Here is a 25,827-nt window from a genome sequence, read left to right as displayed (position 1 = left end):
CAGATTAGAAGATTTTACGGCTACACTGCAGAGGCACTCCAATGATAAATATGCGCTACACTCAAACAGATGCGGGAGTACGCGGCAGCAACTAAGCAGGCAAACCATGAACAGCTCAATGACGCCCCTAAACGGCCTAGCCAGACGCCTTGTATACGACGAAATTCTCGATGAGGATACCGTCCGCAAAGCGCAGGAGTCCGCTCAAAAAGACAAAAAAAGCTTGGTGTCTTATTTAGTCAGCAAACAACTGGCCGATGGGGTGCGGATAGCCGAAATAGCGGCAGATGAATTTGGCATTCCCTTTATTGATCTGCGTTCTTACACCACCGAGCTATCTCCGCAAAAGATCATCGACAATAAGCTGATTAAGCTTCACCGCACATTACCACTATGGAAGCGCGGAAAGCGGCTGTTTATTGGTATGTCGGACCCAACCAATATTCATGCTCTTGATCAAATCAAATTCCACACCGGCTTAACAACTGAGCCCATCATTGTTGAAGAAGCTGCCTTAAACTCGGCGATTGATACCTATCTTGCTGCGCAAGAGGAATCGCTCACCGACAGCCTTGGCGACATGGACGGCCTCAATCTAGAAGATTTAGACATTGAGGCAGTGGATGAAGACGGCGGCGAAGTCGACCTAAAAGGTGCAGACGAAGCCCCCGTGGTTAAATTTGTGAATAAGGTGCTATTAGACGCCATACGCGGCGGCGCCTCAGACATACATTTTGAACCCTACGAAAAGACCTACCGAGTGCGATTCCGCACCGATGGCATTTTGCAGGAAGTCGCCCGCCCGCCTGCGTCCTTGGGCTATCGCCTTGCTGCCCGCTTAAAGGTTATGTCGCAGATGGACATCTCTGAGCGGCGCGTTCCGCAGGATGGCCGGATTAAGATGAAGCTCTCTAAAACCCGCGCCATCGACTTCCGTGTAAACACGCTGCCCACGCTGTGGGGCGAAAAAGTTGTATTGCGGATACTCGACCCTAGCTCAGCGCAAATGGGCATTGATGCGCTAGGCTATGAGCCAGCGCAAAAAGAAATGTATATGAAAACCCTGAATCAGCCGCAGGGTATGATTTTGGTCACAGGCCCTACGGGTTCTGGTAAAACAGTATCGCTTTATACTGGTCTTAATATCCTTAACACCCCTGAACGCAACATCTCCACAGCAGAAGACCCAGTAGAGATTAACTTGGAGGGGATTAACCAAGTTCACGTAAATGCCAAGGTTGGACTCGGCTTCCCCGAAGCGCTGCGCTCCTTTCTCCGCCAAGACCCAGACATCATCATGGTTGGTGAGATTCGGGATTTAGAAACGGCTGAAATAGCGATTAAAGCGGCCCAAACCGGTCACTTAGTGTTATCGACCCTTCATACCAATAGCGCGCCAGAAACCCTAACCCGACTCTTAAATATGGGAGTTCCAGCCTTTAACGTGGCGACCTCGGTCAGCCTGATTATTGCCCAGCGCTTGGCTAGACGCTTGTGCAAAGAATGCGCCGTGCCTTTAGATGTGCCAAAACACACTTTATTAGAAGAAGGCTTTACTGAAGAGCTATTAGAAACCGCCACCGTAATGCACCCAGTCGGTTGTGAGCGCTGCAATAATGGCTATAAAGGCCGAGTAGGTATATACGAAGTAGTTCGCATTACACCGGATATTTCTCGTATTATTATGGAGAACGGCAATTCAATCGAAATAGCTGAGCAAGCGCAAAAAGAAGGCTTTCCGAATTTGCGGCAATCCGCGCTCAAAAAATGCGCGCAGGGCGTAACCAGCCTTGAAGAAGTGAACCGAGTGACCAAGGACTAATAATGGCTACAACATCCAAAACTCAGGTTTTTGTTTGGCAGGGCGTCGATAAGCAGGGGCGTAAAACCCGAGGCGAATTGACCGCTGGCTCTAGCGCCCTGGTAAAAGCCCACCTTCGCAAACAAGGCATTGCCGCCAAGAATGTAAAGCGCAAACCCAAGCCACTGTTCAGTAATAAAAAGGCCATCAAACCCGCAGATATAGCCATCTTCACACGGCAAATGGCGACTATGCTTAAGGCCGGCGTGCCATTAGTACAGAGTTTTGACATTGTTGCCGAAGGCGTCGACAACCCAACCATGCAGGAGCTGGTGGTCAATATTAAAAACGAGGTCGCATCAGGTGGCGGCTTCGCCAATGCTTGTGCCAAGCATCCAAAATACTTTGATGATTTATTTTGTAGCTTAATCGCCTCCGGTGAACAGTCCGGTACGCTAGAAGTCATGTTAGACAGAGTCGCGACGTATAAAGAAAAAACCGAAGCACTAAAAGCGAAAATTAAAAAAGCTCTCACCTACCCTATTGCCGTTATGGTAGTCGCGGTAGTAGTCACCGCTATATTGCTGATTAAAGTCGTACCCACCTTTGCAACAACCTTTGAGAGCTTTGGCTCCGACCTTCCCGCCTTTACCAAAATGGTTGTCTCCCTCTCCGAATGGATGCAAGCCAACTGGTATATATTATTGGGCATAACTATTGTTGCAGGTTTTTCCTTTAAAACTGCCAGACAAAAATCACAGGCGTTTTCTGACTGGGTAGACAAGATGACACTTAAATTACCCGTAGTTGGCGATATTGTTTTTAATTCTGTTATTGCTCGTTTTTCAAGAACTTTAGCCACTACCTTTGGCGCAGGCGTACCCTTGGTAGACGCACTCAACTCCGTTGCTGGGGCTGCCGGCAACGCGGTGTACAGCAAAGCTATTATTCAGATACGCGACGACGTAACTACCGGGCAAACACTCTATTCGTCCATCAAGTTCACCAATTTATTCCCAAGCATGTTGTTGCAGATGGTGTCTATTGGCGAAGAATCTGGCTCCTTAGATGAAATGCTTGACAAGGTGGCAACCCACTACGAAGAAGCAGTCGATAATGCGGTAGACACACTGACCGCGCTGCTAGAACCATTTATTATGTCGGTGCTTGGGGTATTGGTTGGCGGCCTAATGATTGCCATGTACCTGCCGATATTTATGCTCGGTTCTGCGATGTAATCCGCCGCTCAAGCTGAATACTATTCCCTATTTCAGAGCATATTTATGAATTTTTTTGTCGCCCTTGAGAGCGCGCCCGCGTTTACTATTACCGTTATAGGAATTTTGGGCCTACTACTCGGCAGTTTTTTCAATGTTGTTATCTACCGCCTTCCTAAAATGATGGAGGCCAACTGGCGGCAAGAATGCGAATATTTACTGAATGATGACCAGACCGAATCCGCCACTATTCCCGAGCCGGAAAAATTTAATTTAGCCGTCCCCAATTCCCACTGCCCATCTTGCAATGCGCCGGTTAAAGCCTGGCAGAACATCCCGGTAATCAGTTATGCGCTGCTGCGCGGACGCTGCGCCAGCTGCAAGGTGGGTATTAGTCTTCGCTACCCACTGATAGAAATCATCACAGCACTAATTAGTATTGTTCCGCTATTCGTTTTTGGCATCACGCCTTACGCCTTCGCCATCGTTTTATTTAGCTGGCTGCTGCTGATTCTCACGGTAATTGATATCGATCATCAGCTGCTACCCGATCAACTCACGCTGCCACTATTATGGCTGGGACTTTTATATAACAGCGTCTTTGAGCATATTCCGATTAGCGATGCACTATGGGGCGCTATGGCGGGTTATATGATTTTATGGAGCGTGTTCTGGCTCTTTAAAATCATTACCGGCAAAGAAGGTATGGGCTACGGCGATTTCAAATTATTGGCCGCGCTTGGCGCGTGGCTGGGCTGGCAATATTTACCGCTAATTATTTTATTGTCGTCTGTTGTCGGTGCGGTATGTGGCGGCATTATCTTAGCGGTGCGCGGTAAATCCACCTCCACCCCAATGCCCTTTGGCCCCTATTTGGCAGGCGCGGGCTGGATTGCGGTATTCTGGGGCGATACCATTATAAATTCTTACCTTGGCATGGCGGGCTTCCGCTAGACATCTACGTGTTATGTACTCCATTAGAAAAGCTAAACCACTATGAGTAATTTTATTGTCGGCCTCACCGGCGGCATTGGAAGCGGCAAAACTGCAGTATCAAATCGCTTCGCCAAGCTTGGCGTTGGCATTGTTGACGCCGACGTAATTGCGCGGGAAGTCGTCGAGCCCGGCACGGATGCGCTGGCAAAGATCGCCGCCCATTTTGGCCATCACGTAATTCAGAGCGACGGCCAGCTTGATCGCGCCGCACTCAGACAAACAATTTTTTCAGATGCAGAGGCCAAACAATGGTTGGAGTCACTGCTACACCCGCTAATTGCCAATGAAACTGCAAGACAGTTAGCCGCTGTACAAAGCAGCTATGCAATATATGTTTCGCCGCTACTGGTAGAGGGGAATCAACAGGGATTCTGCCAGCGTTTAGTGGTTGTCGATGTACCGGAGTCTGTTCAACTTGAACGCACCATGAAACGAGACAGCAATGAACAGGCGCAGGTAGAGCGTATAATCGCCAGCCAAGCCTCCCGCGAGGCGCGACTTGCCGTAGCAAGCGATGTGATCGACAATAACGCTGGGTTTACTGCACTCGACAAACAAGTCAGTCAGCTACACCAGCAGTTTTTAGATTTAGCAAGAAATTCAAAGGCCCCATAAATGAGCTATTCCACAACTAAACCGCCCGTGGTTCCCTGCCCTAATTGCGGCACCGAACAAATTTGGGACAGCAGTAATAGCTTTCGCCCGTTTTGTTCCGCTAGGTGTAAAAACAATGATTTAGTAGCATGGGCAAACGAAGAGCACGCCATTCCTGGCCAAGAGCTAGAAGATGTCTTTAGTGAAGATTTAGAAAATAATTACTAGCGACTTTATCGCCGCAAAGCCTAATAGTCAGCCTGCCGTCATCAGCGCACCAATTATCGCAATATTGGCGGCAGGAAAGTCATAGTCCGAAAGTTGACACCGATCAACCCAGCGCAGTGGCTGCCCTTCTTTTCCGCTAGCTTCGCCATCAAATTCAGACACTGTCCACACATCTAGCAAGACCACTTTGTCGCTATAGTCGTGTCGTATTTCGATTAATGGCTTGCAGGAAGACGCCTGAATACTAATACCCAGCTCTTCATGCAGCTCACGAGCTAGGGCATCGCATACGCTTTCATCGGATTCGACCTTGCCGCCAGGGAATTCCCATAGACCACCTTGATGCGCGTCGTCATGGCGACGCGCTATAAGTATCTGGCCCTGGGAATTAAAGATGACCCCAACTGCAACATGAACCCGTTTATTAACTGCGGTATTCTGCATTGATTTTGACGTAATCGTAGGAGAAGTCTGTGGTCCATACCGTTTCGGTATGCTGACCGCGGTTGAGATTAATACGAATGGTGATTTCAGATTGTTTCATGACCGCCGCACCGGCAGCCTCGGTATAAGACTCTGCGCGACCACCTTTTTCAGTAATCAGCACATCGTCTAGGTGCACAGTTAAAATAGACACATCTAGACCGTCGACACCTGCACGGCCGATGGCGGCCAAAATGCGCCCCCAATTTGGATCACTAGCGAAGAGCGCTGTTTTTACCAGAGGTGACTCTGCCACTGCGTAGGCGACTTTGAGCGCCTCTGACACATCCTTTGCAGCGGCTACTTCTACCGCAACAAATTTGGTTGCGCCTTCGCCGTCACGAACAATAGCGTGGGCTAAGTCGAGAAAAACCTCATTAATAGCGTTCTGCAAGCGCTCAAACGCCAAGCCTTCCGCTATCGTCAACATTTCACCGCCGGCCTTACCGGTAGCAACTAATACGCAGGAATCATTGGTTGAGGTGTCGCCGTCGATGGTGATGCGATTAAACGACGCATCAGCCGCCACGTCTAACATAGACTGCAGCACATCAGGTGCAATTGCCGCGTCGGTAGCGACGTAACCCAGCATGGTGGCCATATTGGGCTTAATCATGCCAGCACCTTTAGAGATGCCCGTGATGGTGATCTTGCGCCCGTCGATCTCAATCTGGCGTGACGTCGCCTTGGGGCGCGTATCGGTGGTCATAATACCGCTGGCAGCACGCTCCCAACCGTCGGCCGACAGAGCTGCGACCGCAGCTGGAATGGCGGTAACTAATTTTTCTACGGGAAGCTTTTCACCAATAACACCGGTCGAAAAAGGTAACACTTGCTCTGGCGCTACACCCACTTCCGCAGCCAACGCCGCGCAGGAGGTCTCTGCATCCGCCATTCCGCTTGCACCGGTACCAGCATTAGCATTGCCGGTATTGATCAATAAATACCGTGGCGACGCGGCAGCAAGGTGTTTTTTAGAGAGGGTAACTGGCGCGGCGCAAAAGGCATTTAGCGTAAATACCCCTGCAACCGAGCTGCCTTCGGCAAGCTCAAATACTACGGTATCTATTCGTCCGGGCTTTTTAATACCAGCACTGGCGACACCAATTCTGACGCCGTCTACCGTATGCAGCGTACCCAACTCACCCGAACCTACCGCCATGCTTGCGTCTTCCTCAGTCTAATTTGCCATGACATTGTTTATATTTCTTTCCAGAACCACAGGGACATGGTTCGTTACGGCCCACTTTGGGGGTGTCGCGCACAAAGGTTTCTGGCTGGGCGGCAACAGCTGCCTGCGCTGGCTGCTCGTCCTCTTCCTCTAGCTTTAAGCCGCTGGACTCAGCATGCTGAAACTCCATCGCCCGCTGGGCCTGTTCTTCTCGGCGCTGCTGCTCTAGCGCTTCTGAATTTTCGTCCTGCTGCAAACGCAGGTGAGATAGGAAGCGAACCACGTCGTGCTTAAGCGATTCCAGCATTTGTTGGAATAACTCAAAAGCTTCCCGCTTGTACTCTTGCTTTGGATTCTTCTGTGCGAAGGCCCGCAAATGAATGCCGTGGCGCAAATGATCCATTGTCGCCAGATGCTCTTTCCACAGGGTATCTAATACCTGCAAGAAAATATGACGCTCGATTTTGCGCATGTCTGCGCCAACCAGTGCACACTTACTTTCGTAGGCTTCATCTACCGCAGCATAAACACGCTCGTGAATAACCGACTCGTTCACAGAGCGATCTTCATCCAACCACTGCTGGATCGGCAATTTAACTTCAAATTCTGTTTCTATACGAAGCTCTAAACCGCTAATGTCCCACTGCTCTTCTAGAGTTTGTGGCGGAATATATTCGCTAATGACATCACTCACCACATCGGCGCGGATCGCTTTTAGCATCTCGCTGATATCGTCAGCTTCTAGCAGTTCGTTGCGTTGCTGGTAAATTATCTGACGTTGATCGTTGGCTACATCATCGTATTCAAGCAGCTGCTTACGCATGTCGAAATTGCGACCTTCAACTTTGCGCTGCGCTTTTTCAATGGCGTTAGAGACCATGCGATGTTCGATTGCCTCGCCCTTCTCCAGACCCAGCGCCTGCATAATACCCCGCACCCGGTCAGAGGCGAAGATGCGCATCAGACTGTCTTCCAGAGACAGATAAAAACGCGATGCACCTGGGTCGCCCTGACGACCAGCACGGCCGCGCAACTGATTATCTATGCGACGAGATTCGTGACGCTCGGTGCCAATTATGTGTAGGCCACCGGCCTGCATCACTTTTTCGTGACGGATTTTCCACGCTTCGCGAAGCTCGTTAATCATCGCATCGGATGGGTTTTCTAGCTGGGCGATTTCGACATCCACATTGCCGCCGAGCACGATATCAGTACCGCGACCCGCCATATTCGTTGCAATGGTGACAACACCAGGACGACCCGCTTGGGCGATAATTTCTGCTTCTTGTTCGTGGTATTTTGCGTTAAGCACCTTGTGCTGAATGCCGGCTTTTTGGAAGCGCTGCGACATTTCTTCAGAGGTTTCGATTGAGGCCGTACCCACTAGCGTCGGCGCGCCGCTCTCTACAATTTTCTTAACGTCTTCTACGATTGCGTCGTACTTTTCTTCCTTGGTCAAATACACCAAGTCATTGGAGTCGCGGCGGGCACTGGGTTTATTGGTTGGGATAACCACCACATCCAAGCCGTAGATTTGACGGAATTCAAACGCTTCGGTGTCCGCTGTACCGGTCATACCAGCGAGTTTTTCAAACTGGCGGAAGTAATTCTGGAAGGTTGTTGAGGCCAAGGTTTGGCTTTCGGCCTGAACCGTCACACCTTCTTTGGCTTCAATAGCCTGATGCAGACCTTCGGATAAGCGACGGCCAGCCATCGTGCGGCCAGTATGCTCATCAATCAGTACGACTTGGTCGTTCTGAATAATGTATTCCACGTTATTGTGGAATAGCACGTGGGCCCGCAATGCCGAATTTACGTGGTGCAGTAAATTCAAATTTCCCGCTGCGTAAAGGCTGTCGCCTTCATCCAATAATTTTGCCTGCACCAGCATGTCTTCAACCAGCTGATGACCTTGCTCGGTTAATTCCACCTGACGCATTTTTTCATCGACGGTGTAATGGCCGTCATCAGCCGGCTTGCCCGCCTCATCGACTTCGGCCGGAATTAAAGAAGGAATAAACAGGTTTATTTGCTTATAGAGTTTGGAGCTGTCTTCCGCTGGGCCTGAAATAATCAGCGGTGTACGCGCCTCATCGATAAGGATGGAATCGACTTCATCGATAATCGCAAAATTCAAGCTGCGCTGAAAACGATCGCTAATCGCAAACGCCATATTATCGCGCAGATAATCAAAACCGAATTCGTTGTTGGTGCCGTAAGTAATGTCAGATTGGTAGGCTGCACGCTTCTGCTCGGATTCCTGACCAGAGCGAATTATGCCAACCGACAGCCCCAAAAATTCATATAGTGGACGCATCCAGTTCGCGTCGCGCTGGGCGAGGTAATCGTTGACCGTCACCACAAACACGCCTTTGCCTTCTAGCGCATTTAGGTAAACCGCCAAGGTACCCACAAGGGTTTTACCCTCACCGGTACGCATTTCCGCAATGGTGCCTTCATGGAGACTGATACCACCAATAAGCTGCACATCAAAGTGGCGCATACCCATAACACGGCGACTGGCCTCTCGGCAGACTGCGAACGCCTCGGGCATTATCTGGTCGAGGGTTTCGCCACCGTCTAAACGCTGTTTAAACTCGGTGGTTTTCGCTGCTAGCGCGGCATCGTCTAGCGCGGTCAAGCCCTCTTCGAGTGCATTGATCTTAGCGACGATTTTGCGCATCCGCTTGAGTTCGCGGTCGTTTTTACTACCAAAAACTTTCTTTACTACTGCTGTTATCATGATGAATTCGTTACTGTTCCCGGGATTACATCCCTATCATTGATGGCTCTGGCAGATTGTCAAAATTTAAAAGTTTCGAGTCTAAATACATCAGCCCCAAACTACGCGATGAATTTATACCGCCCGCAAAAACCGCACCAAGCTACATTGTCCGAATGAAAATATGATGACGGCCCCGACGTGATGTTCTAAAGAATTCACGCCAAAGTTCGTACTGATTACCCGCTGGCAGGAAATAAACTATACCGTTACACCGAGGCGCAATATCGCATAGATGAGAGAATATTACCATGCTTAGACTGATGCCAGACCAAGCATGGAGGGAGATCTAGGGCCTTTCTGCACCCTAGGCTACGGCGGCTGGCGCCAAGTAACTGATAGGAGCGTCGGCGGGGTCTTCAAAGGTCACCCACTCCCACGCATCAGTGTCTTTTATAAGGGCGCGAAGCGACACATTATTCAGGCCATGACCTGATTTATGAGCTTTAAACTCACCGATCAAGCTGGTGCCCAATAGATACAGATCACCGATCGCATCCAAAACCTTGTGCTTAACAAATTCGTCTTCGTAGCGAAGCCCGTCTTCATTAAGAATGCGGTATTCATCCACCACAATGGCGTTATCGACGCTGCCACCCTGCGCCAACCCTTTAGAGCGAAGGTATTCAATCTCGTGCATAAAACCGAAGGTCCGCGCACGACTCACTTCTTTTACAAAGGAAGTGCTAGAGAAGTCTAGCTCTGCATGACCTACCCGATCTTTAAAGACCGGGTGATCAAAATCAATGGTGAAAGAGACTTTAAAGCCATCAAAAGGGAGAAAACTCGCGACCTTATCGCCATCTTTCACCGTGACCGCGCGCTTAATACGGATAAATTTCTTAGGCGCATTTTGCTCCTCAATCCCGGCAGATTGAATGAGGAATACAAAAGGCCCAGCACTGCCATCCATAATCGGCACTTCAGAGGCGCTAACTTCTACATAGGCATTATCAATACCTAAACCAGCCATTGCGGACAATAAATGCTCCACTGTAGATACCCGCACGTCGCCATTCATCAGCGTGGTCGACAGGGTGGTATCACCCACATTTTCAGCATGAGCATGAATTTCAACAACAGGATTCAGGTCTGTGCGACGAAATATCACGCCCGTATCAACCGGCGCAGGCTTTAGCGTCAGATAAACCTTCTCTCCTGAATGCAAACCAATTCCGGTGGCACGGATGGTGTTGCGCAATGTGCGTTGCTTAATCATGTTCATACTCACTCTATGGGCCGGACGGCTACATTGCAGAGACGACGTTACTATGTGCTAGCGACAAATCGCTGGCACTTCGCTCTGCTGTACCGGCTACAGCTGGTTAATCGGCTTGACGCCGCAGAAACGCAGGAATATCGAGATATTCCATGTCTTTATCTGCCATTGGCGCCGGAGCCACATCTCGCGCAACCGCCGCTTGCTGGTTGTTACGCATTACTGTTGGTCGATCTAATTTGCGGTAGTCCGTTGAGCGCGCCTCTACAGGCCGTGACTCAACTACTTTTAGCGGCGCCTCTTGACCAACTCCGTCAAGACCAGTGGCCACTACAGTTACCCGCAATTCATCAACCATATCTGGGTCAATTACCGTTCCGACAACGACAGTTGCGTTCTCAGAAGCGAATTCCTCGATAGTATCCCCGACATCGTTAAACTCGCCTAGGGATAGATCCAGACCTGCGGTAATATTAACCAAAATGCCCCGCGCCCCTTGCAAATTGACATCTTCGAGCAAAGGACTGCGAATCGCCGCTTCTGCCGCTTCGCGAGCGCGGTTTTCACCCGTGGCAATACCACTGCCCATCATCGCCATACCCATCTCAGACATCACGGTACGAACGTCTGCAAAGTCGACGTTGATCATACCTGGACGAATAATCAGATCGGCAATACCTTGAACCGCACCTAACAATACATCGTTCGCGGCTTTAAAGGCATCGAGCAGACTGGTGTTTTTACCCAATACAGGCAGCAACTTCTCGTTTGGAATGGTGATTAGCGAGTCCACGTGCTGACGCAGCTCCTTCATCCCTTCCAATGCCACAGCCATGCGCTTCTTACCTTCAAACGGGAAAGGCTTAGTCACAACAGCCACCGTCAGAATACCCAGCTCTTTTGCCACCTGAGCCACAACAGGTGCAGCGCCGGTGCCGGTTCCGCCACCCATACCTGCGGTGATGAAGACCATATCAGCCCCCTGCAGCGCCTCGGCGATGCGGTCGCGATCTTCCATCGCTGACTGACGCCCAATCTCAGGGTTAGCACCCGCACCCAAACCTTTGGTGATGGTGGTGCCCAACTGCAGCACAGTTTTAGACGATACGTTGGTCAGCGCCTGAGCATCGGTATTGGCGCAGATGAAATCTACCCCGTCTACATTTGATGCAATCATGTGCTTAACAGCGTTGCCGCCGCCGCCACCAACACCCACTACTTTAATTACTGCGTTTTGTGGAACGTTATCTACTAGTTCAAACATGGTTTTTCTCCCTTTTTGCATATTCAACCGCGCTGCCAACGCGGCCGCCTATCACTTCGTTAAAAATTGTTTTGAATCCACTGCTTTAAATTTGCCAAAAAGCCACCGCTGCGAACGCGACCGCGCCCGCCGTGTTCGGCCTGATGTTTAATCCCGTAATGCAGCAAGCCCACGCCCGTTGCATAAATGGGGTTGCGCACAATGTCCGTTAAGCCGCGAGCATCTTGAGGAACACCAATGCGCACCGGCATATGGAAAATCTCTTCCGCCAGCTCGACCACCCCTTCCATTTTTGAGGTGCCGCCCGTTAAAACGATGCCAGCCGCGCAGAGGTCTTCGTAACCACTGCGGCGCAGTTCCGCCTGAATCAGGGTGAACAACTCGTCATAGCGGGGTTCAACCACCTCAGCCAGCGCCTGACGAGACAGCTCGCGAGGTGCGCGATCGCCCACGCTCGGCACCTTAATCATTTCGCCTTCACCCGCTAACTGGGTTAGCGCGCAGGCGTATTTGATTTTGATCTCTTCCGCATACTGGGTCGGGGTACGCAGGGCCATCGCAATATCATTGGTGACTTGATCACCGGCAATTGGAATCACGCCAGTGTGGCGAATTGCGCCATCGGTGAAGATCGCGATATCGGTAGTGCCTCCACCAATATCGACCAGGCAAACGCCCAGCTCTTTTTCATCATCTGTCAGCACGGCGTAGCTCGATGCCAGCTGCTCTAAGATGACGTCTTCAACCTCTAGACCGCAGCGACGAATGCATTTTTCGATGTTCTGCACAGCGTTTACCGCGCAGGTCACCAGATGCACCTTGGCTTCAAGCCGCACGCCGGACATACCCAGCGGCTCTTTAATACCTTCCTGCTCGTCGATCACAAATTCCTGCGGCAAGATATGCAGCACTTTTTGATCTGCCGGAATTGCCACTGCCTGCGCCGCGTCTATGACTCGGTCTAGGTCGAGCTGAAACACTTCGCGATCACGGATCGCGACGATGCCGTGGGAGTTCAAGCTGCGAATATGATTACCTGCAATACCCACATAGACGCTGTGAATTTCGCAACCCGCCATTAACTCGGCCTCTTCAATCGCGCGCTGAATTGAGTGCACGGTGGATTCGATATTCACCACCACGCCCTTTTTCAGACCTCGCGAGGGGTGTGAACCAATGCCGACAATTTCCAGCTTGCCGTCTTCGTTCATCGACCCGACGATAGCCACCACTTTTGAGGTGCCAATATCCAGACCAACAATCATCCGGCTTGCATGTGAACTAGCCATTGCTTTGCTTCTCCCTATTGAGCGATCCGTTCCGCACCGGCAACGCACTTACTTTAGCCATTTACTTTAACTACCTTCCAACTGATGCCAAGACACCGCTAAACCGTTGATATAGCGTGTATCTATCCGCTTTACCCGTTCAAAATCTGCCGCCAACTGCTGCTTATATACCCACATAAAGCGACGTAACTTTTCTAACGGTTCCTGTCGCCCCAGCACTAATACTGCTCCGCCATTTAAGGTGGCGGTCCACGCGCCGCGATCATTCATCTGCAAGCGCTGAAGTACCAAATCTTCATCACCCAGCAACTGACTCATCAGGCGATACTGGCGCATAATTTCAATCGCACTGCCGTCTGGGCCACTCAACAACGGCAAATTTGCATCGCTCTGTATTTCTTTGGTCGGCAAAAAAATCTTGCCACGATGATTGAGTAGGCCGCCATTACCCCAAACTGCAATTGGCGCTTCTTCAACAATCGTTATCTTCAACTCCCTTGGCCACACCCGCTCAACGATCGCGCGGTACACCCAAGCCTCTTGCTCTAACTCGCTTTGAATAGCCTCAAGATCTAAGCCGATATAGCCCACCGCTAAATGACTCGTTACTCGGTCAACCAATACATCGCGACTAACGTGGCGAAAATCACCGGCAAACACCACCCTATCAACTGGAATGGATTCTAATTGGCTACCCAATCTCTCCACGCCGTATACAAAGGCCATCACCGCAGCCAAAAGTAATAGCCGGTTAAAAACACGCCCCCACTCTCGCGACACCGGCTGACGCTCAGCGCGCTCCGGTCTGCTGCGCTTAAAGCGATTACTCTTGGCGCTTATCCTTTGCATTAGGCCCCTGCATTCCCACTGATGCTGCCTGCCAAAATTGCCTTCACTAATTGCTCAAAATCTAAACCAGCCTGTTTCGCCGCCATTGGCACCAAGCTATGGTCGGTCATACCCGGTACGGTGTTCACTTCCAGCAAATAGAAACGACCATCGCTATCACGCATCACGTCAACTCGCCCCCAACCCTGACAACCAAGGCTGTTAAACGCCGCCAATGCCAATTCGCTCAGTTCCAATTCCTCAGCCGCGCTCAATCCACAGGGGCACAAATAGCGCGTCTCATTGGATAAATATTTGGCATTAAAATCGTAAAATGCCGCATCCGTTTCCAATTTAATGGCCGGCAGTGCTTTGCCATTTAAGATCGCAACGGTGTATTCGCTACCGACAACCCATTGTTCAGCAAATACACGGCCGTAGGCCTGTGCATTTTGCCAAGCCGCTTCTAATTCCTGCGCTGTTTCTGCACGCGCCATACCTATACTTGAGCCCTCGCAGGCCGGCTTAACAATGACCGACCCCATATCCGCAATAATTGCTGCCCAATCGCTGCCCGCAGTGAGCTCAATAAATTTGGGGGTCGACAAACCCAAGCCTAGCCACAGCAATTTGCAGCGGAATTTATCCATCGCTAATGCCGACGCCAATACACCGCTGCCGGTGTATTTCACACCAAGACATTCCAGCGCACCTTGCACTGTACCGTCTTCACCACCGGGGCCGTGCAGCGCAATAAACACCTGCGTAAAATCCGCTTTTAGGCCTTGCATCCAGCCGTCGTTGGCTACGTCGATCTTCTCAACGGCAATACCCTGCCGCTCAAATGCCGCCGCGACTGCCGCGCCACTTTTCAATGAAATTTCGCGCTCCGCGGAACGGCCGCCGTACAACACAGCTAATTTGCCGCCAATGGCCTGATTAATATCTGCTACCGTCATATCGCTCATCAGTAATGCCTATACCCAATCTTGAACTGACAATTGCTGCGCCAAGGCGCCTATATTTCCCGCTCCCTGGGTAAGCAATACATCGCCAGGGAGAACACGAGCTTTTAATAATTCAAATGCTGCCTCAATACTTTCTACAAACACCGGCTCAAACTTGCCCTGCATTCGAATACTGCGGCATAAGCTGCGGCTATCTGCGCCGGCAATCGGCTCTTCACCCGCCGGGTAAACATCCAGTAGCAATAAACTGTCTACCGTCGATAACACCCGCACAAAATCCTCATACAAATCTTTTGTGCGACTGAATCGGTGTGGCTGATACAGCATCACTAAGCGCCGATCCGGCCATGCCTGCCGAGCCGCAGCAATCGTCGCCGCCACTTCGGTTGGGTGATGGCCATAGTCATCTACTAACATGAATTCGCCGCCCGCCACGGCCAGTTCACCGTAACGCTGAAAACGCCGACCAACTCCTTGGAAATTGCTTATACCGGAACAAATTGCCTCATTGGCTAAGCCTTCGTCCGTTGCCACCGCAACCGCCGCCGTCGCATTTAATACGTTGTGAACTCCCGGCTGATTGATACGCAAATCTAATTCGCTACCATCGGGGCGACTTACGACAAAGCTGCTTTGCATTCCCTGCTTTTGTAATGAATGAATGCGAAAATCCGCGTCATCGCTAAAGCCGTAAGTTAACGTCGGCCGACCAATATCTGGCATTAATTCCCGCACCACGGGATCGTCAATACACACCACCGCAATGCCGTAAAAAGGCAGATTGTGAAGGAACTCGATAAACGTCCGCTTCAACTTGCTAAAGTCACCGTCATAGGTGGCCATGTGGTCAGCTTCGATATTCGTAATCACCGACACCATAGGCTGCAAATGCAAAAATGACGCGTCGCTTTCATCCGCTTCAGCTACCAAATAGCGGCTTTCACCAAGCGCTGCATTGGTGCCTGCGCTATTAACCAAACCACCGATAACAAAGGTTGGGTCCAAACCCGCTTCTGCGAAAATCGATGTAATCAAACTAGTTGTCGTGGTTTTGCCATGCGTCCCCGCAACCGCAATACCGTGACGATAACGCATTAACTCAGCCAGCATTTCAGCGCGGCGTACAATCGGTACTCGGCCCTGTCTTGCGGCAATGATTTCTGGGTTGGCATCATTGATAGCGCTAGACACCACCACCACGTCTGAATCACCTATATTCTCGCCGCGATGCCCAAATGCGACCCGTGCGCCCAGCTGCTGCAACCTTGCAGTGCTTGGTGACGCTTTTAAATCCGAGCCCGAAATCACATAACCGAGGTTCAGCAACACCTCGGCAATGCCACACATACCGGCACCACCAATACCCACAAAGTGAATACGTTTAACACGGCGCATTTCTGGCACAACAAATGGATGCTTAGGCGTCATGGGCAAACTCCATGCAATAATTTGCAGCCACATCGGCGGCATCTATTTTTGCGAGCTGTCTTGCTGCCTCAGCCTTCTTCAACAAACTCTCCCGCTGCGCTTTATCGCTTTCTAACCACGCCTTTAGGCCAGCGGCAGAAAACTCTTTCTGATCGATAATTTCGCCTGCGCCGCCATCGGCAAACCACATGGCGTTAGCGCGCTGATGATCATCAATCGCGTGTGGCAGTGGAATTAAGATCGCCGGTACGCCAGCCGCAGCCAACTCCGCCACCGTCAATGCGCCCGCCCGACACAACACGATATCTGCCCAGCTATAAGCTGCCGCCATGTCATCAATAAACGCCTCAGCCAGCACATCTATACCTGCAGCAGCATACGCTGCCTGAACCGACTGCTCATGGTCACGGCCGGTCTGATGCCACAACAATGGCCGGTCTTCACTCGCAAACTGCTGCCAGGTGGCAACAACAACATCGTTAATAGGTTTGGCACCGAGACTGCCACCCAATACCAACACCCGCAGCTGGCCACTGCGCTCTGTCCACCGTTGCGCGGGTGCATCGATTGCGGCTATTTCACGGCGAACCGGATTGCCGATATAGCGATTGCGCTCACCACCAAGCTCAATCGGGTAGCCTGTTAAACACAAGGTCGCTATTTTTGCCAGCAGACGATTAGTCGTTCCCGCCACGGCATTCTGTTCCTGAATTACCACGGGCACCGATAAAAGTTTTGCCGCCAAGCCTCCTGGGCCAGAGGCATAACCGCCCATACCCACCACACAAAACGGCTTCAATTTAAGAATCAAACGCATGCTATGCAGTACCGCTAAGCCAGCTTTAGCGATGGCCAATATACGACGCAAGGGATTTTTCCCGCGTACGCCAGCCATATTTAAGCAGTGCAATGGCAAACCAGCGGCGGGCACCAGACGCGCCTCAATCCCCGCAGCAGTACCTAGCCAATGCACAGCAACACCACGCTCAGCCAAGGCACTGGCAACCGCAAGCGCTGGAAAAACATGTCCGCCAGTGCCACCAGCCATCATTAATACGGTACGCTCAGCGGCCATCTTGCCTCCGACATTCCCGCTCAATTCGCCCAATCAAGGCCACCATCCCCATACATACCATTAAACTGCTGCCGCCATAACTCATAAATGGCAGGGTCAATCCCTTCGTTGGTAGCAGCCCTGCGTTCACCCCCATGTTGATAAAGGCCTGACCACTGATCATGATCGCAACCCCATAGGCAACGTAAGCGTGAAACTGCTTACCCATAGATTCTGCGTAGCGACCGATGAATAAAATCCGTCCGATCAACGCAATAAATAAGCCGAGAATGAGCAAAGTGCCTAAAAAGCCAAATTCTTCAGCGAAGATGGCGAACACAAAGTCGGTGTGCGCCTCGGGTAAATAAAATAATTTCTGTACGCTATTTCCCAAGCCCACACCGCTAAACTGACCGCGACCAAATGCAATAAGCGATTGGGTTAACTGGTAACCAGTATTGAACTGATCTGCCCAAGGATCGGTAAATGCCGTCAATCGCTTCATTCGGTAAGGCTCAAAAATAACCATCGCCACCGCGCCGGCAACACAGCTGAGTATGACCAGCAAAAACTGGCCTAACTTCACGCCACCCAAAAAAATCATGACAAAGGCGGTACCGGCAGTGACTACCGTTGCGCCAAAGTCTGGCTCAAGCATCAGCAAAAGCGTGACGGCGAAAAGCAAGGCCATTGGTTTTACAAACCCTGACCAGCTCTGACGCACCTCATCATGACGACGCACAAGATAACCCGCCAAATAAAAGATGACGCACAGCTTTACAAATTCAGACGCCTGTAGGGTCAAGGGCCCCAAAGAAATCCAGCGCCGACTACCGTTTACTTCGCGACCAACCCCCGGGATTAGCACCAGCGCCAAGACCACAAAACCAAATAAAAGCAAGAGCCAACCACTGCGTTCCCACACATCAATAGGTGTGAGATACATAATGACGCTGATAATTGCCGCCAAACTAAAATGGAATAAATAGCGTTTAGCAAAGTAAAACGCGTCGTCATAGCGGCTAGCGGCGTGCTCAACAGAAGCCGAGGTCATGGCCACAAATCCGACCACTAGCAATGCCACCAAAATCAACTGCAAATGGCGGTCAAACAACTTCAGTTCAGCAAGGCTATTTCGCAGGTATGCTGTCATGACAAGCCCCCTGCTAACGCCGCTACCGAGCTGCTAAATTCACGGCCGCGATGTTCATAATTACTGAACATATCAAAACTGGCGCATGCTGGAGAAAGCAGTACCACATCTCCTGGCACTGCGTAATTAGCAGCCACCTTGACCGCCTCAAACATGCTCTCACTAATAATGGCGGGAATTCTAGAATCCAACATCGCCATCATCGGCGCCGCCATTTCGCCAATAAATACAGCGGCGCGTCCAGCTTCCGCTAGGGCGTCCATAAGCGGATTAAAATCTGCACCTTTTCCAATACCGCCAGCGATCAATATGACTTTTCCTGAGCCTGCCAAACCGCGCAAGGCTGATACTGCCGCGCCAACATTGGTGCCTTTTGAGTCGTTGTAATAACGCACACCGCTCACCTCGGCAACAAACTCACAGCGGTGCTCTAGGCCTTTAAAATCAACGATAGCGGTTAGCATCGACGGCATCGGCAAACCTACCGCACTTCCCAGCGCCAAGGCCGCAAGGACATTGCTGACATTGTGAGACCCTGCAATTTTCATTGCAGCCACTGGCAGCAGCGCTTCACGCGCCAATGCAATATATTGCTCGCCGTCTTTTTCGATCAAACCAAAGGCGCGAAAATCTGAACGGCCCAACCCGAAACTCCACCTAATAACATCGTCCGGAATTAAAGGCGTACTCAGGGCGTCATCGCGATTAATCACAACCTGCTTACAGTCTCTAAAAATTCTATGCTTTGCCTGATGGTAGTGAATCAAGCTGCCATGATGATCGAGGTGGTCTTCACTGACGTTTAGTACCGTCGCGACCTCAGCACCGACCGAGGCGCAGCGTTCAAGCTGGAATGATGACATTTCCAATACATAGAGCTCGACTGTATCGCTTAATAAATCCAAGGCCGGCGTGCCCAAATTGCCGCCAACGGCTACTTTGCGGCCGGCGCAAGCTGCCATTTCACCCACCAAGGTTGTAACAGTGCTTTTACCATTAGAGCCGGTAATCGCGACTATTGGCGCAGCAGCTTCGCGACAAAACCATTCGATATCGCCAGATACCTCAACACCATTCGCTTTGGCTGCAGCAATAGCGGGGTCGGCCAAGGATATTCCCGGACTGACGACAAGCTCGGTCGCGGACAAAAATTGATCGACGGTAAATTCACCCAAACTTAATTCGATGTTTGGAAATTCACTCTGGAATTGTTCTAGTCCCGGCGGCGCTTTGCGGCTATCTGCAACGGCAAACGACAAACCTTGCTTTGAAAAATAACGGGCGATAGAAAGCCCGGTTTTTCCCAAACCAATAACGATTCGTCTATTGTCAGATGCGATTAAACTCACGCCAACACCACGCCCATATAAATACTCATCGCAGTTTCAGTGTCGCCAAACCAAACAACACCAGCATTACCGTAATAATCCAGAAGCGCACTATCACTCGCGGCTCTGGCCAACCTTTTAATTCAAAATGATGATGAATTGGCGCCATACGAAAAATACGTCGCCCAGTTAATTTAAAAGAAGCAACTTGCAAAATGACCGACACTGTCTCTAAAACAAAAATGCCGCCCATAATGAAAAATACAATTTCGTGCCGGGTGATCACCGCAATCGTGCCGAGGGCCGCGCCAAGTGCTAAGGCGCCAACGTCACCCATAAACACCTGCGCCGGATAGGTGTTAAACCAAAGGAAACCTAACCCCGCACCAGCCAGTGCGCCACAAATAACAATCAATTCCCCCGCGCCGGCCACATAGGGAATATGCAAATACTCGGCAAACTTTACATTACCGGTAAGATAGGCAATTAAACCCAAGGCAGCGCCAACCATCACGGTGGGAAGAATCGCCAAACCGTCTAAACCATCGGTCAAATTAACGGCGTTGCTTGAGCCGACAATCACAAAATACGTCAGCACAATAAAGAAAGCGCCCATCTGCCAACTTACATTTTTAAAAAATGGGAAAAATAATTGCGTATCAACAGGACTGTCTGCCGTTACATATAAAAATATCGCAGCCCCTAAGCCGGCAACGCTTTGCCAGAAGTACTTCCAACGGGCTGGAAGTCCACGGGAGTTGCGCTGTATTACTTTGCGGTAGTCATCTACCCAGCCCACCGCACCGAATATTGCGGTAACCGCCAACACTGTCCACACAAAGGGGTTGCGCAAATCTGACCACAATAAAGTACTAGTAAAAATGGCCACCAAAATAAGGGCGCCACCCATAGTCGGGGTGCCTGACTTACTCAAATGCGACTTCGGCCCGTCGTCACGAATGGCCTGGCCAATTTGGTAGTAATTTAATTTTCGAATCATATAGGGCCCAACTAGCAATGATATCGCTAAGGCCGTTAATACGCCGAGGATTCCCCGGAAACTCAAATATTGAAATACCGCAAAGCCGCTAATATGTTGGCTCAAGTATTCAGAGAGAAATAACAACATCAGTTAGTCCTCCCCTGTAATTCAGCAGAGAGTGCATCCACCACTTCTTCCATCGCGGCACTACGCGAACCCTTAATCAATACCGTATCCTCTGCCTTCACAAACGTATTCAATGCCGAAATTAATTCAGCTTTATTTGGAAATGCAAAACTCTGCGAGCCAAATTCGTCTGCCATTAGCGGGGCGAATTCACCAACAACAAATAATGCATCTATTCTATTTTCACGGGCATAAGCCGCAATTTCCCGATGCCGCAATCCGGCCTCAGGGCCCAGCTCACCCATATGTCCCATAACCAAAATCCGCCGCGCGACACACGACGACAACACATCAATTGCCGCTCGTACCGATCCCGGATTAGCGTTGTAGCTGTCATCTATAATCGTGACCTCTGCCAGCTCTCGCCTGAGCAAACGTCCACTCACACTGCGCATTGACTCAAGACCAGCAACAACATCGGTTAAGCTCACCCCAGCAGATAATGAGGCAGCAGCAGCGGCGAGCGCATTCGCTACCATATGCTTGCCTGACAATGGCATGCACACCTTTGCGCTTCCCTTAAAACTGACCAGTTCAAACTGGACTTTTCCTGGCACACTCAAGTCAATATCACGAGCAAACACATCGACATCCTCACGCACAAGGCTGAACAACCGTTGTTTTACGTGCTTTGCATAGCCCTGCCAAAGCTCGTAATACGTGTCATCAGCGTTTATGACGGCAAGGCCATGCTGCGGCAAACTACGAAATATCTCGCCCTTGGTCTTCGCCACACTTTCTAAAGATCCAAATCCCGCTATGTGCGCAGGCTGTGCGTTGGTTAACACCGCAATATCAGGCTCAGCAAACTCGCACAAATAGGAAATATCACCCTGCTTCGCCGCGCCCATTTCTATCACGGCAAAACGATGTTGTTCTTGAATGGATAGCAAACTTAGAGGTACACCAATTTCATTATTTAAATTGCCTTGAGTCGCGAACACATCGCCACACTGAGCAAAAATACTTGCCAACATTTCCTTGGTACTGGTCTTGCCACTGCTACCGGTAACAGCGACCAGCGCGCCAGAAAATTGCCGACGATTTTCACGCGCAAGCAAACCTAAAGCGCGGCGACTGTCTGTGACCAATACACTTGGCAAAAGATCCGTAGCTTTGGTGACTAATGCGGCAATTGCGCCACTATTTTTTGCATTCTCTACAAATTGATTGCCGTCGAAGTTCTCTCCGGAAAGTGCAACAAATAAATCATTTTTTTGTATTTTTCGAGTATCAGTAGAGACTGCACTAAAACGCGTATCTTCACCGCACAATACACCCGAAGTAGCGGCCGCGACTTGCTGCAATGTCATTGGAGTAATCACTGCGCTGCCCTCGCCGCCAAACCAAGACGAGCACATTGCACATCACTAAACGGCAATCGATGGCCGGCGACTTCTTGATAATCTTCATGCCCCTTTCCGGCAACTAACACTACGTCGCCAGATTTCGCCGATTGGATAGCGGCGTTAATGGCTATATCGCGGTCCAATTCTACTGTGGGACGGCTGCTCATCCCCGCACAAATATCATTAATAATATCTGTCGCGGATTCTGATCGCGGATTGTCATTTGTCACCCAAACATAATCTGCATATTGTTCTGCAATCGCGCCCATAAGCGGTCGCTTAGACTTGTCGCGATCCCCGCCGCAACCCATTACGCAATAAATATTCCCGCCAGTCACTGCCCTTAGGGTTTGCAATACTTTTTGCAAGGCGTCAGGTGTGTGTGCGTAATCAATGACGGCCAAAACATTATCGGCAGAACGCAGACATTCCATACGTCCGGGCACCGGCTTAAGCAGAGGCAGTGCCGCCTCAACTTTTTCTGCTGGCACACCCATACCAAGCAATACAGCGCTCGCCGCCAATAAATTAGACAAGTTAAAAGCACCAAGCAGTGACGATCGAATATTAACCTCGCCCCATTCACTGCATAGACGCGCACGAATACCACTTATGTCGCAACTTACGTCTTCGGCATACACTTTGGCATTGCGGTCGAAAACGCTAAAGTCGATAACTTGCTTGGCTTTTGATGTTTTTAGCAAACGACGGCCAAATTCATCGTCTCGATTTATGACCGCCAAAGGCAAATCCAGCCAACTAAATAGCCGCGCCTTTTCTTGACCGTAGGCCTCCATCGATCCGTGATAATCGAGGTGATCCTGACTTAAATTTGTGAACACCGCCGCGCTAAAGTGCAAGGCGGCAACGCGATGTTGAGCCAAGCCATGAGAGGACACTTCCATTGCTGCCCAATTCGCACCACCGTCGCGCCAATCGCTAAGCAGGGCCTGCACAGACACCGCATCTGGTGTCGTATTTCTGCCACTATTTAATCGACCAAAGCGGCCGCTACCCAAGGTTCCAATTAGTCCGCAGGGTTCACCAATAGCCTCTAGTAGCTGGGCAACCATCCACGCACAACTTGTTTTGCCGTTGGTACCGGTGATCCCAATCAACTTAAGCTGAGTCGATGGCTGCCCGTAAAAGCGTCCGGCAATTTCACTTAATTGGGTCGATAAGTCATTTACTACAATGACCGGCAATGACCAGCGCGCCGCATCAAATGGCGCGTCAGCAATAACCGCCACTGCGCCAGCACGAATTGCCGCGTCGATATAATCTCGACCATCAACAATATGTCCTTTCACCGCCAAGAACACATCACCGACCTGAACGTCCTTGCTGTTTAGGGCCAAACCTGTCACCGGAACAGCAGCAACTTCGGGCGCTAATCCCGGTAATAAATCGCCGAGTAAACGTGGGCTTGTGTAGTTTTGTTGTTCTGTCATCACGCCGCCGAGTCTCCCTTCACTTTTGGTTTAGGGTCTTCCGGTTCTAAATTATCCGGCGCGATATTCAATAAACGCAAAGCGTCGGAAACAACTTTGGAAAAGACAGGGGCGGCAACTAGGCCACCAAAATAGTCACCGTGCGGCTCATCAATTGTCACGACCGCAACAATGCGCGGATTACTTGCCGGCGCAACACCGGCAAATAATGCAAAGTATCTACTTTTAGCATAACCACCAGCTTCGGCTTTATGCGATGTACCGGTTTTTCCGGCAATGCGATACGCGTCGACCTGAGCACGTGTTGCGGTGCCGCCTAGCTCCGTTACCTCTTCGAGCATATCAACAACTTGGCGCGCTATTTTTGCGGATATCACCTGCTGTTTAACCGGCTTCTCAGTGCGCTTTAGCAAGGAAACCTGCTGAAACATCCCTTTGTTTGCGAACACCGAGTAGGCCTGTGCGAGCTGCAGATTAGTAACCGTTAATCCATAACCGAACGCAAATGTCGCGCGCTCTATCGCCCGCCAGTTAGGACGATTTGGCAACATACCATTACTTTCACCAGGGAACCCCGAGCCCGTTGATCGGCCAAGACCAAAGCGATTAAACACGCCCCATACATCGTGTTCATCTAAAGACAATGCGATTTTTGTGGTACCGACCTGACTCGATTTTTTTAATACTTCCGCAACGGTAATCGCGCCGTAATTACGGTGATCTTCAAGGACTTTAGGGCCAACTTTTATATAACCAGGATTTGTATTAATCACGGTTTCAGGGTCATATTTTCCGCTTTCCAGCCCCGCGACAATTGTCAGCGGCTTAACCGTTGAACCTGGCTCAAACATATCGATAACAGCGCGGTTACGCATTGCATCTGGTATCAATTGGCTCCGGTTATTCGGATTAAAAGACGGCTGATTCACCATCGCCAATACTTCGCCACTTTCACTGTCGATAATAACGACCGAACCGGCCTTAGCGCCGGTTTTGTTGATTGCCGTTTTAAGCTCTTTGTAGGCGAGGTACTGCAATCGCAAATCAATACTGAGCTGAATATTTTTGCCAGGGCTAGCCGCCTCGCCGGCGTCTATCTCCCTAATAATATTGCCGTATAAATCTTTAAGAACTTGTTTCCGACCGGGCGTACCGTTAAGCCACTCGTCGTAGGCCAGCTCCAAGCCCTCCTGCCCGCGATCATCAATATCGGTAAAGCCTAAAATATGTGCAGTTACCTCGCCCGCCGGATAAAAGCGACGGTATTCACGCTGCAGGTACACCCCTGGCACTTTCATTTGAATAACTTGCTGCGCAGCAGCGGGCGCCATATGGCGGCGCAAATACATAAACTGGCTAGCACTATATCGCTCAATACGGCGCGACAACTCAGGCGCACTCATATCTAAGCTAGCGGCCAAACGCGCCCACTCACCCTTGGCCTCTTTTAATTCCTGAGGGTTTGCCCATATCGACGCAACAGGCGTACTAACAGCAAGCGGCTCACCATTTCGGTCAGTAATGATTCCACGGTGCGCAGGTATTACTTCGGTGCGATTGGTACGGGCATTACCCTGACCCTGTAAAAATTCATAGCCACGGTCTACATCCAACACCTGCAATGTCAGAGTACGCCACACCAAAAGAAGGGCGAGCACGAGCAGCGCTCCGACGACAATACGGAAACGCCAAGGCGAAATAGGTGCATTAACCGGCTTTGCCATAGCCCCCAACCATTTTCACTTCCCGCGCTTTAGGCGCTTGCATTTTTAATTTCTGTACAGCCATGTCCTGCACGCGATCTGGAGATGCCCATGTACTTTGCTCTAGCAACAAACGACCCCAATCTTCTTCAAGCAACATGGCTTCACGCCGCAAATCCTGTAATTGACCAAATAATTTTCTACTTTTGTGCGAGCTTTGAACCACGGCAATACACGACACGAGCACTAGCAAAATAAGCAGAGGCACGGCAAGACCACCTATCGGTGCCACCGCCTCAACTTCAGCCACGTAATTTTTTTTATTTGTGCTGCGCTGCTTTTTGCCCAGCATA

Annotated in this window: 22 protein-coding genes; 5 read left to right on the top strand and 17 right to left on the bottom strand. The window is 50.5% G+C overall.

Translation table 11 applies throughout. The features are described 5' to 3' along the window. Positions 1-106 precede the first annotated feature (106 nt). The 5 genes from pilB to C0068_RS06285 are packed head-to-tail and all read left to right on the top strand — an operon-like array spanning position 107 to position 4,836. Entirely contained in the window at positions 107-1,822 is a 1,716-nt protein-coding gene (gene pilB, locus C0068_RS06305; protein WP_103683638.1) for a type IV-A pilus assembly ATPase PilB, read from the top strand. A gap of 2 nt (positions 1,823-1,824) precedes the next feature. Next, the gene (locus C0068_RS06300; RefSeq protein WP_103683637.1) at positions 1,825-3,039 is read left to right on the top strand and encodes a type II secretion system F family protein; all 1,215 of its coding nucleotides are present in this window, start codon (positions 1,825-1,827) and stop codon (positions 3,037-3,039) included. Between the two features lie 45 nt (positions 3,040-3,084). Continuing rightward, complete coding sequence (locus C0068_RS06295) at positions 3,085-3,972, top strand: prepilin peptidase (RefSeq protein ID WP_103683636.1); 888 nt, start codon at positions 3,085-3,087, stop codon at positions 3,970-3,972. A 42-nt stretch (positions 3,973-4,014) separates the two neighbouring features. After that, positions 4,015-4,629: a dephospho-CoA kinase gene (coaE, locus tag C0068_RS06290; protein ID WP_103683635.1), complete on the top strand. Its 615-nt coding sequence runs from the start codon at positions 4,015-4,017 to the stop codon at positions 4,627-4,629. After that, entirely contained in the window at positions 4,630-4,836 is a 207-nt protein-coding gene (locus C0068_RS06285) for a DNA gyrase inhibitor YacG (protein WP_103683634.1), read from the top strand. Between the two features lie 27 nt (positions 4,837-4,863). Here C0068_RS06285 and mutT read toward each other — a convergent pair whose 3' ends face one another. The 17 genes from mutT to ftsL form a co-directional block, all read right to left on the bottom strand. Beyond that, a complete protein-coding gene (mutT, locus tag C0068_RS06280; RefSeq protein WP_103683633.1) occupies positions 4,864-5,280 on the bottom strand; it encodes an 8-oxo-dGTP diphosphatase MutT in 417 nt (138 codons plus the stop codon). After that, complete coding sequence (gene argJ / locus C0068_RS06275; RefSeq protein WP_103683632.1) at positions 5,261-6,481, bottom strand: bifunctional glutamate N-acetyltransferase/amino-acid acetyltransferase ArgJ; 1,221 nt, start codon at positions 6,479-6,481, stop codon at positions 5,261-5,263. Before argJ ends, mutT begins: the two co-directional genes overlap by 20 nt. Positions 6,482-6,494: 13 nt before the next feature. Further along, positions 6,495-9,233 (bottom strand): preprotein translocase subunit SecA, encoded by a 2,739-nt coding sequence (gene secA, locus C0068_RS06270; RefSeq protein ID WP_103683631.1) that lies wholly within the window; start codon positions 9,231-9,233, stop codon positions 6,495-6,497. 346 nt (positions 9,234-9,579) lie between these two features. Continuing rightward, positions 9,580-10,491, bottom strand: a complete 912-nt coding sequence (gene lpxC, locus C0068_RS06265) for a UDP-3-O-acyl-N-acetylglucosamine deacetylase (protein ID WP_103683696.1) — start codon at positions 10,489-10,491, stop codon at positions 9,580-9,582. Positions 10,492-10,597: 106 nt separating this feature from the next. After that, a complete protein-coding gene (ftsZ, locus tag C0068_RS06260) occupies positions 10,598-11,755 on the bottom strand; it encodes a cell division protein FtsZ (protein ID WP_103683630.1) in 1,158 nt (385 codons plus the stop codon). Between the two features lie 59 nt (positions 11,756-11,814). Then, positions 11,815-13,044, bottom strand: a complete 1,230-nt coding sequence (ftsA, locus tag C0068_RS06255; RefSeq protein ID WP_103683629.1) for a cell division protein FtsA — start codon at positions 13,042-13,044, stop codon at positions 11,815-11,817. A 66-nt stretch (positions 13,045-13,110) separates the two neighbouring features. Continuing rightward, positions 13,111-13,893, bottom strand: a complete 783-nt coding sequence (locus C0068_RS06250; protein WP_103683628.1) for a cell division protein FtsQ/DivIB — start codon at positions 13,891-13,893, stop codon at positions 13,111-13,113. After that, positions 13,893-14,840: a D-alanine--D-alanine ligase gene (locus C0068_RS06245; protein WP_103683627.1), complete on the bottom strand. Its 948-nt coding sequence runs from the start codon at positions 14,838-14,840 to the stop codon at positions 13,893-13,895. Before C0068_RS06245 ends, C0068_RS06250 begins: the two co-directional genes overlap by 1 nt. 9 nt (positions 14,841-14,849) lie before the next feature. Further along, positions 14,850-16,268, bottom strand: coding sequence for a UDP-N-acetylmuramate--L-alanine ligase (gene murC / locus C0068_RS06240; protein WP_103683626.1), 1,419 nt, complete (start codon positions 16,266-16,268; stop codon positions 14,850-14,852). Then, positions 16,258-17,343 carry an undecaprenyldiphospho-muramoylpentapeptide beta-N-acetylglucosaminyltransferase gene (murG, locus tag C0068_RS06235; RefSeq protein ID WP_103683625.1) on the bottom strand — a complete coding sequence of 362 codons (1,086 nt, stop codon included), beginning with the start codon at positions 17,341-17,343 and terminating at the stop codon, positions 16,258-16,260. Before murG ends, murC begins: the two co-directional genes overlap by 11 nt. Further along, positions 17,333-18,475: a putative lipid II flippase FtsW gene (ftsW, locus tag C0068_RS06230; protein ID WP_103683624.1), complete on the bottom strand. Its 1,143-nt coding sequence runs from the start codon at positions 18,473-18,475 to the stop codon at positions 17,333-17,335. The genes murG and ftsW overlap by 11 nt, the downstream gene beginning before the upstream one ends. Next, positions 18,472-19,824, bottom strand: a complete 1,353-nt coding sequence (gene murD / locus C0068_RS06225; RefSeq protein WP_103683623.1) for a UDP-N-acetylmuramoyl-L-alanine--D-glutamate ligase — start codon at positions 19,822-19,824, stop codon at positions 18,472-18,474. The genes ftsW and murD overlap by 4 nt, the downstream gene beginning before the upstream one ends. 25 nt (positions 19,825-19,849) lie before the next feature. Then, positions 19,850-20,932, bottom strand: coding sequence for a phospho-N-acetylmuramoyl-pentapeptide-transferase (gene mraY, locus C0068_RS06220; protein WP_103683622.1), 1,083 nt, complete (start codon positions 20,930-20,932; stop codon positions 19,850-19,852). Then, positions 20,932-22,284 carry a UDP-N-acetylmuramoyl-tripeptide--D-alanyl-D-alanine ligase gene (locus tag C0068_RS06215; protein ID WP_103683621.1) on the bottom strand — a complete coding sequence of 451 codons (1,353 nt, stop codon included), beginning with the start codon at positions 22,282-22,284 and terminating at the stop codon, positions 20,932-20,934. The genes mraY and C0068_RS06215 overlap by 1 nt, the downstream gene beginning before the upstream one ends. Positions 22,285-22,292: 8 nt before the next feature. After that, on the bottom strand, positions 22,293-23,771 hold the full coding sequence (locus tag C0068_RS06210; protein WP_103683620.1) for a UDP-N-acetylmuramoyl-L-alanyl-D-glutamate--2,6-diaminopimelate ligase: 1,479 nt from the start codon (positions 23,769-23,771) through the stop codon (positions 22,293-22,295). Further along, a complete protein-coding gene (locus tag C0068_RS06205) occupies positions 23,771-25,495 on the bottom strand; it encodes a peptidoglycan D,D-transpeptidase FtsI family protein (RefSeq protein ID WP_103683619.1) in 1,725 nt (574 codons plus the stop codon). The genes C0068_RS06210 and C0068_RS06205 overlap by 1 nt, the downstream gene beginning before the upstream one ends. Next, positions 25,479-25,826 carry a cell division protein FtsL gene (gene ftsL, locus C0068_RS06200; protein WP_103683618.1) on the bottom strand — a complete coding sequence of 116 codons (348 nt, stop codon included), beginning with the start codon at positions 25,824-25,826 and terminating at the stop codon, positions 25,479-25,481. The genes C0068_RS06205 and ftsL overlap by 17 nt, the downstream gene beginning before the upstream one ends. Position 25,827: the final 1 nt, after the last annotated feature.

Origin of the sequence: Zhongshania marina (genome assembly GCF_002915595.1) — a bacterium.
In the GTDB taxonomy this organism is placed as follows: domain Bacteria; phylum Pseudomonadota; class Gammaproteobacteria; order Pseudomonadales; family Spongiibacteraceae; genus Spongiibacter; species Spongiibacter marinus_B.
Note: the sequence above shows the minus strand (reverse complement) of the source record. Positions and strands in the feature narration are given on the sequence as shown.

Coding starts and splice junctions, on each gene's coding strand:
- pilB (WP_103683638.1), top strand. CDS start 107: ATGAACAGCTCAATGACGCCCCTAAACGGCCTAGCCAGACGCCTTGTA.
- murC (WP_103683626.1), bottom strand. CDS start 16,268: ATGACGCCTAAGCATCCATTTGTTGTGCCAGAAATGCGCCGTGTTAAA.
- C0068_RS06215 (WP_103683621.1), bottom strand. CDS start 22,284: ATGACATTGCAGCAAGTCGCGGCCGCTACTTCGGGTGTATTGTGCGGT.
- mutT (WP_103683633.1), bottom strand. CDS start 5,280: ATGCAGAATACCGCAGTTAATAAACGGGTTCATGTTGCAGTTGGGGTC.
- C0068_RS06295 (WP_103683636.1), top strand. CDS start 3,085: ATGAATTTTTTTGTCGCCCTTGAGAGCGCGCCCGCGTTTACTATTACC.
- C0068_RS06300 (WP_103683637.1), top strand. CDS start 1,825: ATGGCTACAACATCCAAAACTCAGGTTTTTGTTTGGCAGGGCGTCGAT.
- C0068_RS06205 (WP_103683619.1), bottom strand. CDS start 25,495: ATGGCAAAGCCGGTTAATGCACCTATTTCGCCTTGGCGTTTCCGTATT.
- C0068_RS06210 (WP_103683620.1), bottom strand. CDS start 23,771: ATGACAGAACAACAAAACTACACAAGCCCACGTTTACTCGGCGATTTA.
- ftsZ (WP_103683630.1), bottom strand. CDS start 11,755: ATGTTTGAACTAGTAGATAACGTTCCACAAAACGCAGTAATTAAAGTA.
- argJ (WP_103683632.1), bottom strand. CDS start 6,481: ATGGCGGTAGGTTCGGGTGAGTTGGGTACGCTGCATACGGTAGACGGC.
- murG (WP_103683625.1), bottom strand. CDS start 17,343: ATGGCCGCTGAGCGTACCGTATTAATGATGGCTGGTGGCACTGGCGGA.
- coaE (WP_103683635.1), top strand. CDS start 4,015: ATGAGTAATTTTATTGTCGGCCTCACCGGCGGCATTGGAAGCGGCAAA.
- C0068_RS06250 (WP_103683628.1), bottom strand. CDS start 13,893: ATGCAAAGGATAAGCGCCAAGAGTAATCGCTTTAAGCGCAGCAGACCG.
- mraY (WP_103683622.1), bottom strand. CDS start 20,932: ATGTTGTTATTTCTCTCTGAATACTTGAGCCAACATATTAGCGGCTTT.
- ftsW (WP_103683624.1), bottom strand. CDS start 18,475: ATGACAGCATACCTGCGAAATAGCCTTGCTGAACTGAAGTTGTTTGAC.
- lpxC (WP_103683696.1), bottom strand. CDS start 10,491: ATGATTAAGCAACGCACATTGCGCAACACCATCCGTGCCACCGGAATT.
- secA (WP_103683631.1), bottom strand. CDS start 9,233: ATGATAACAGCAGTAGTAAAGAAAGTTTTTGGTAGTAAAAACGACCGC.
- C0068_RS06245 (WP_103683627.1), bottom strand. CDS start 14,840: ATGAGCGATATGACGGTAGCAGATATTAATCAGGCCATTGGCGGCAAA.
- ftsL (WP_103683618.1), bottom strand. CDS start 25,826: ATGCTGGGCAAAAAGCAGCGCAGCACAAATAAAAAAAATTACGTGGCT.
- ftsA (WP_103683629.1), bottom strand. CDS start 13,044: ATGGCTAGTTCACATGCAAGCCGGATGATTGTTGGTCTGGATATTGGC.
- C0068_RS06285 (WP_103683634.1), top strand. CDS start 4,630: ATGAGCTATTCCACAACTAAACCGCCCGTGGTTCCCTGCCCTAATTGC.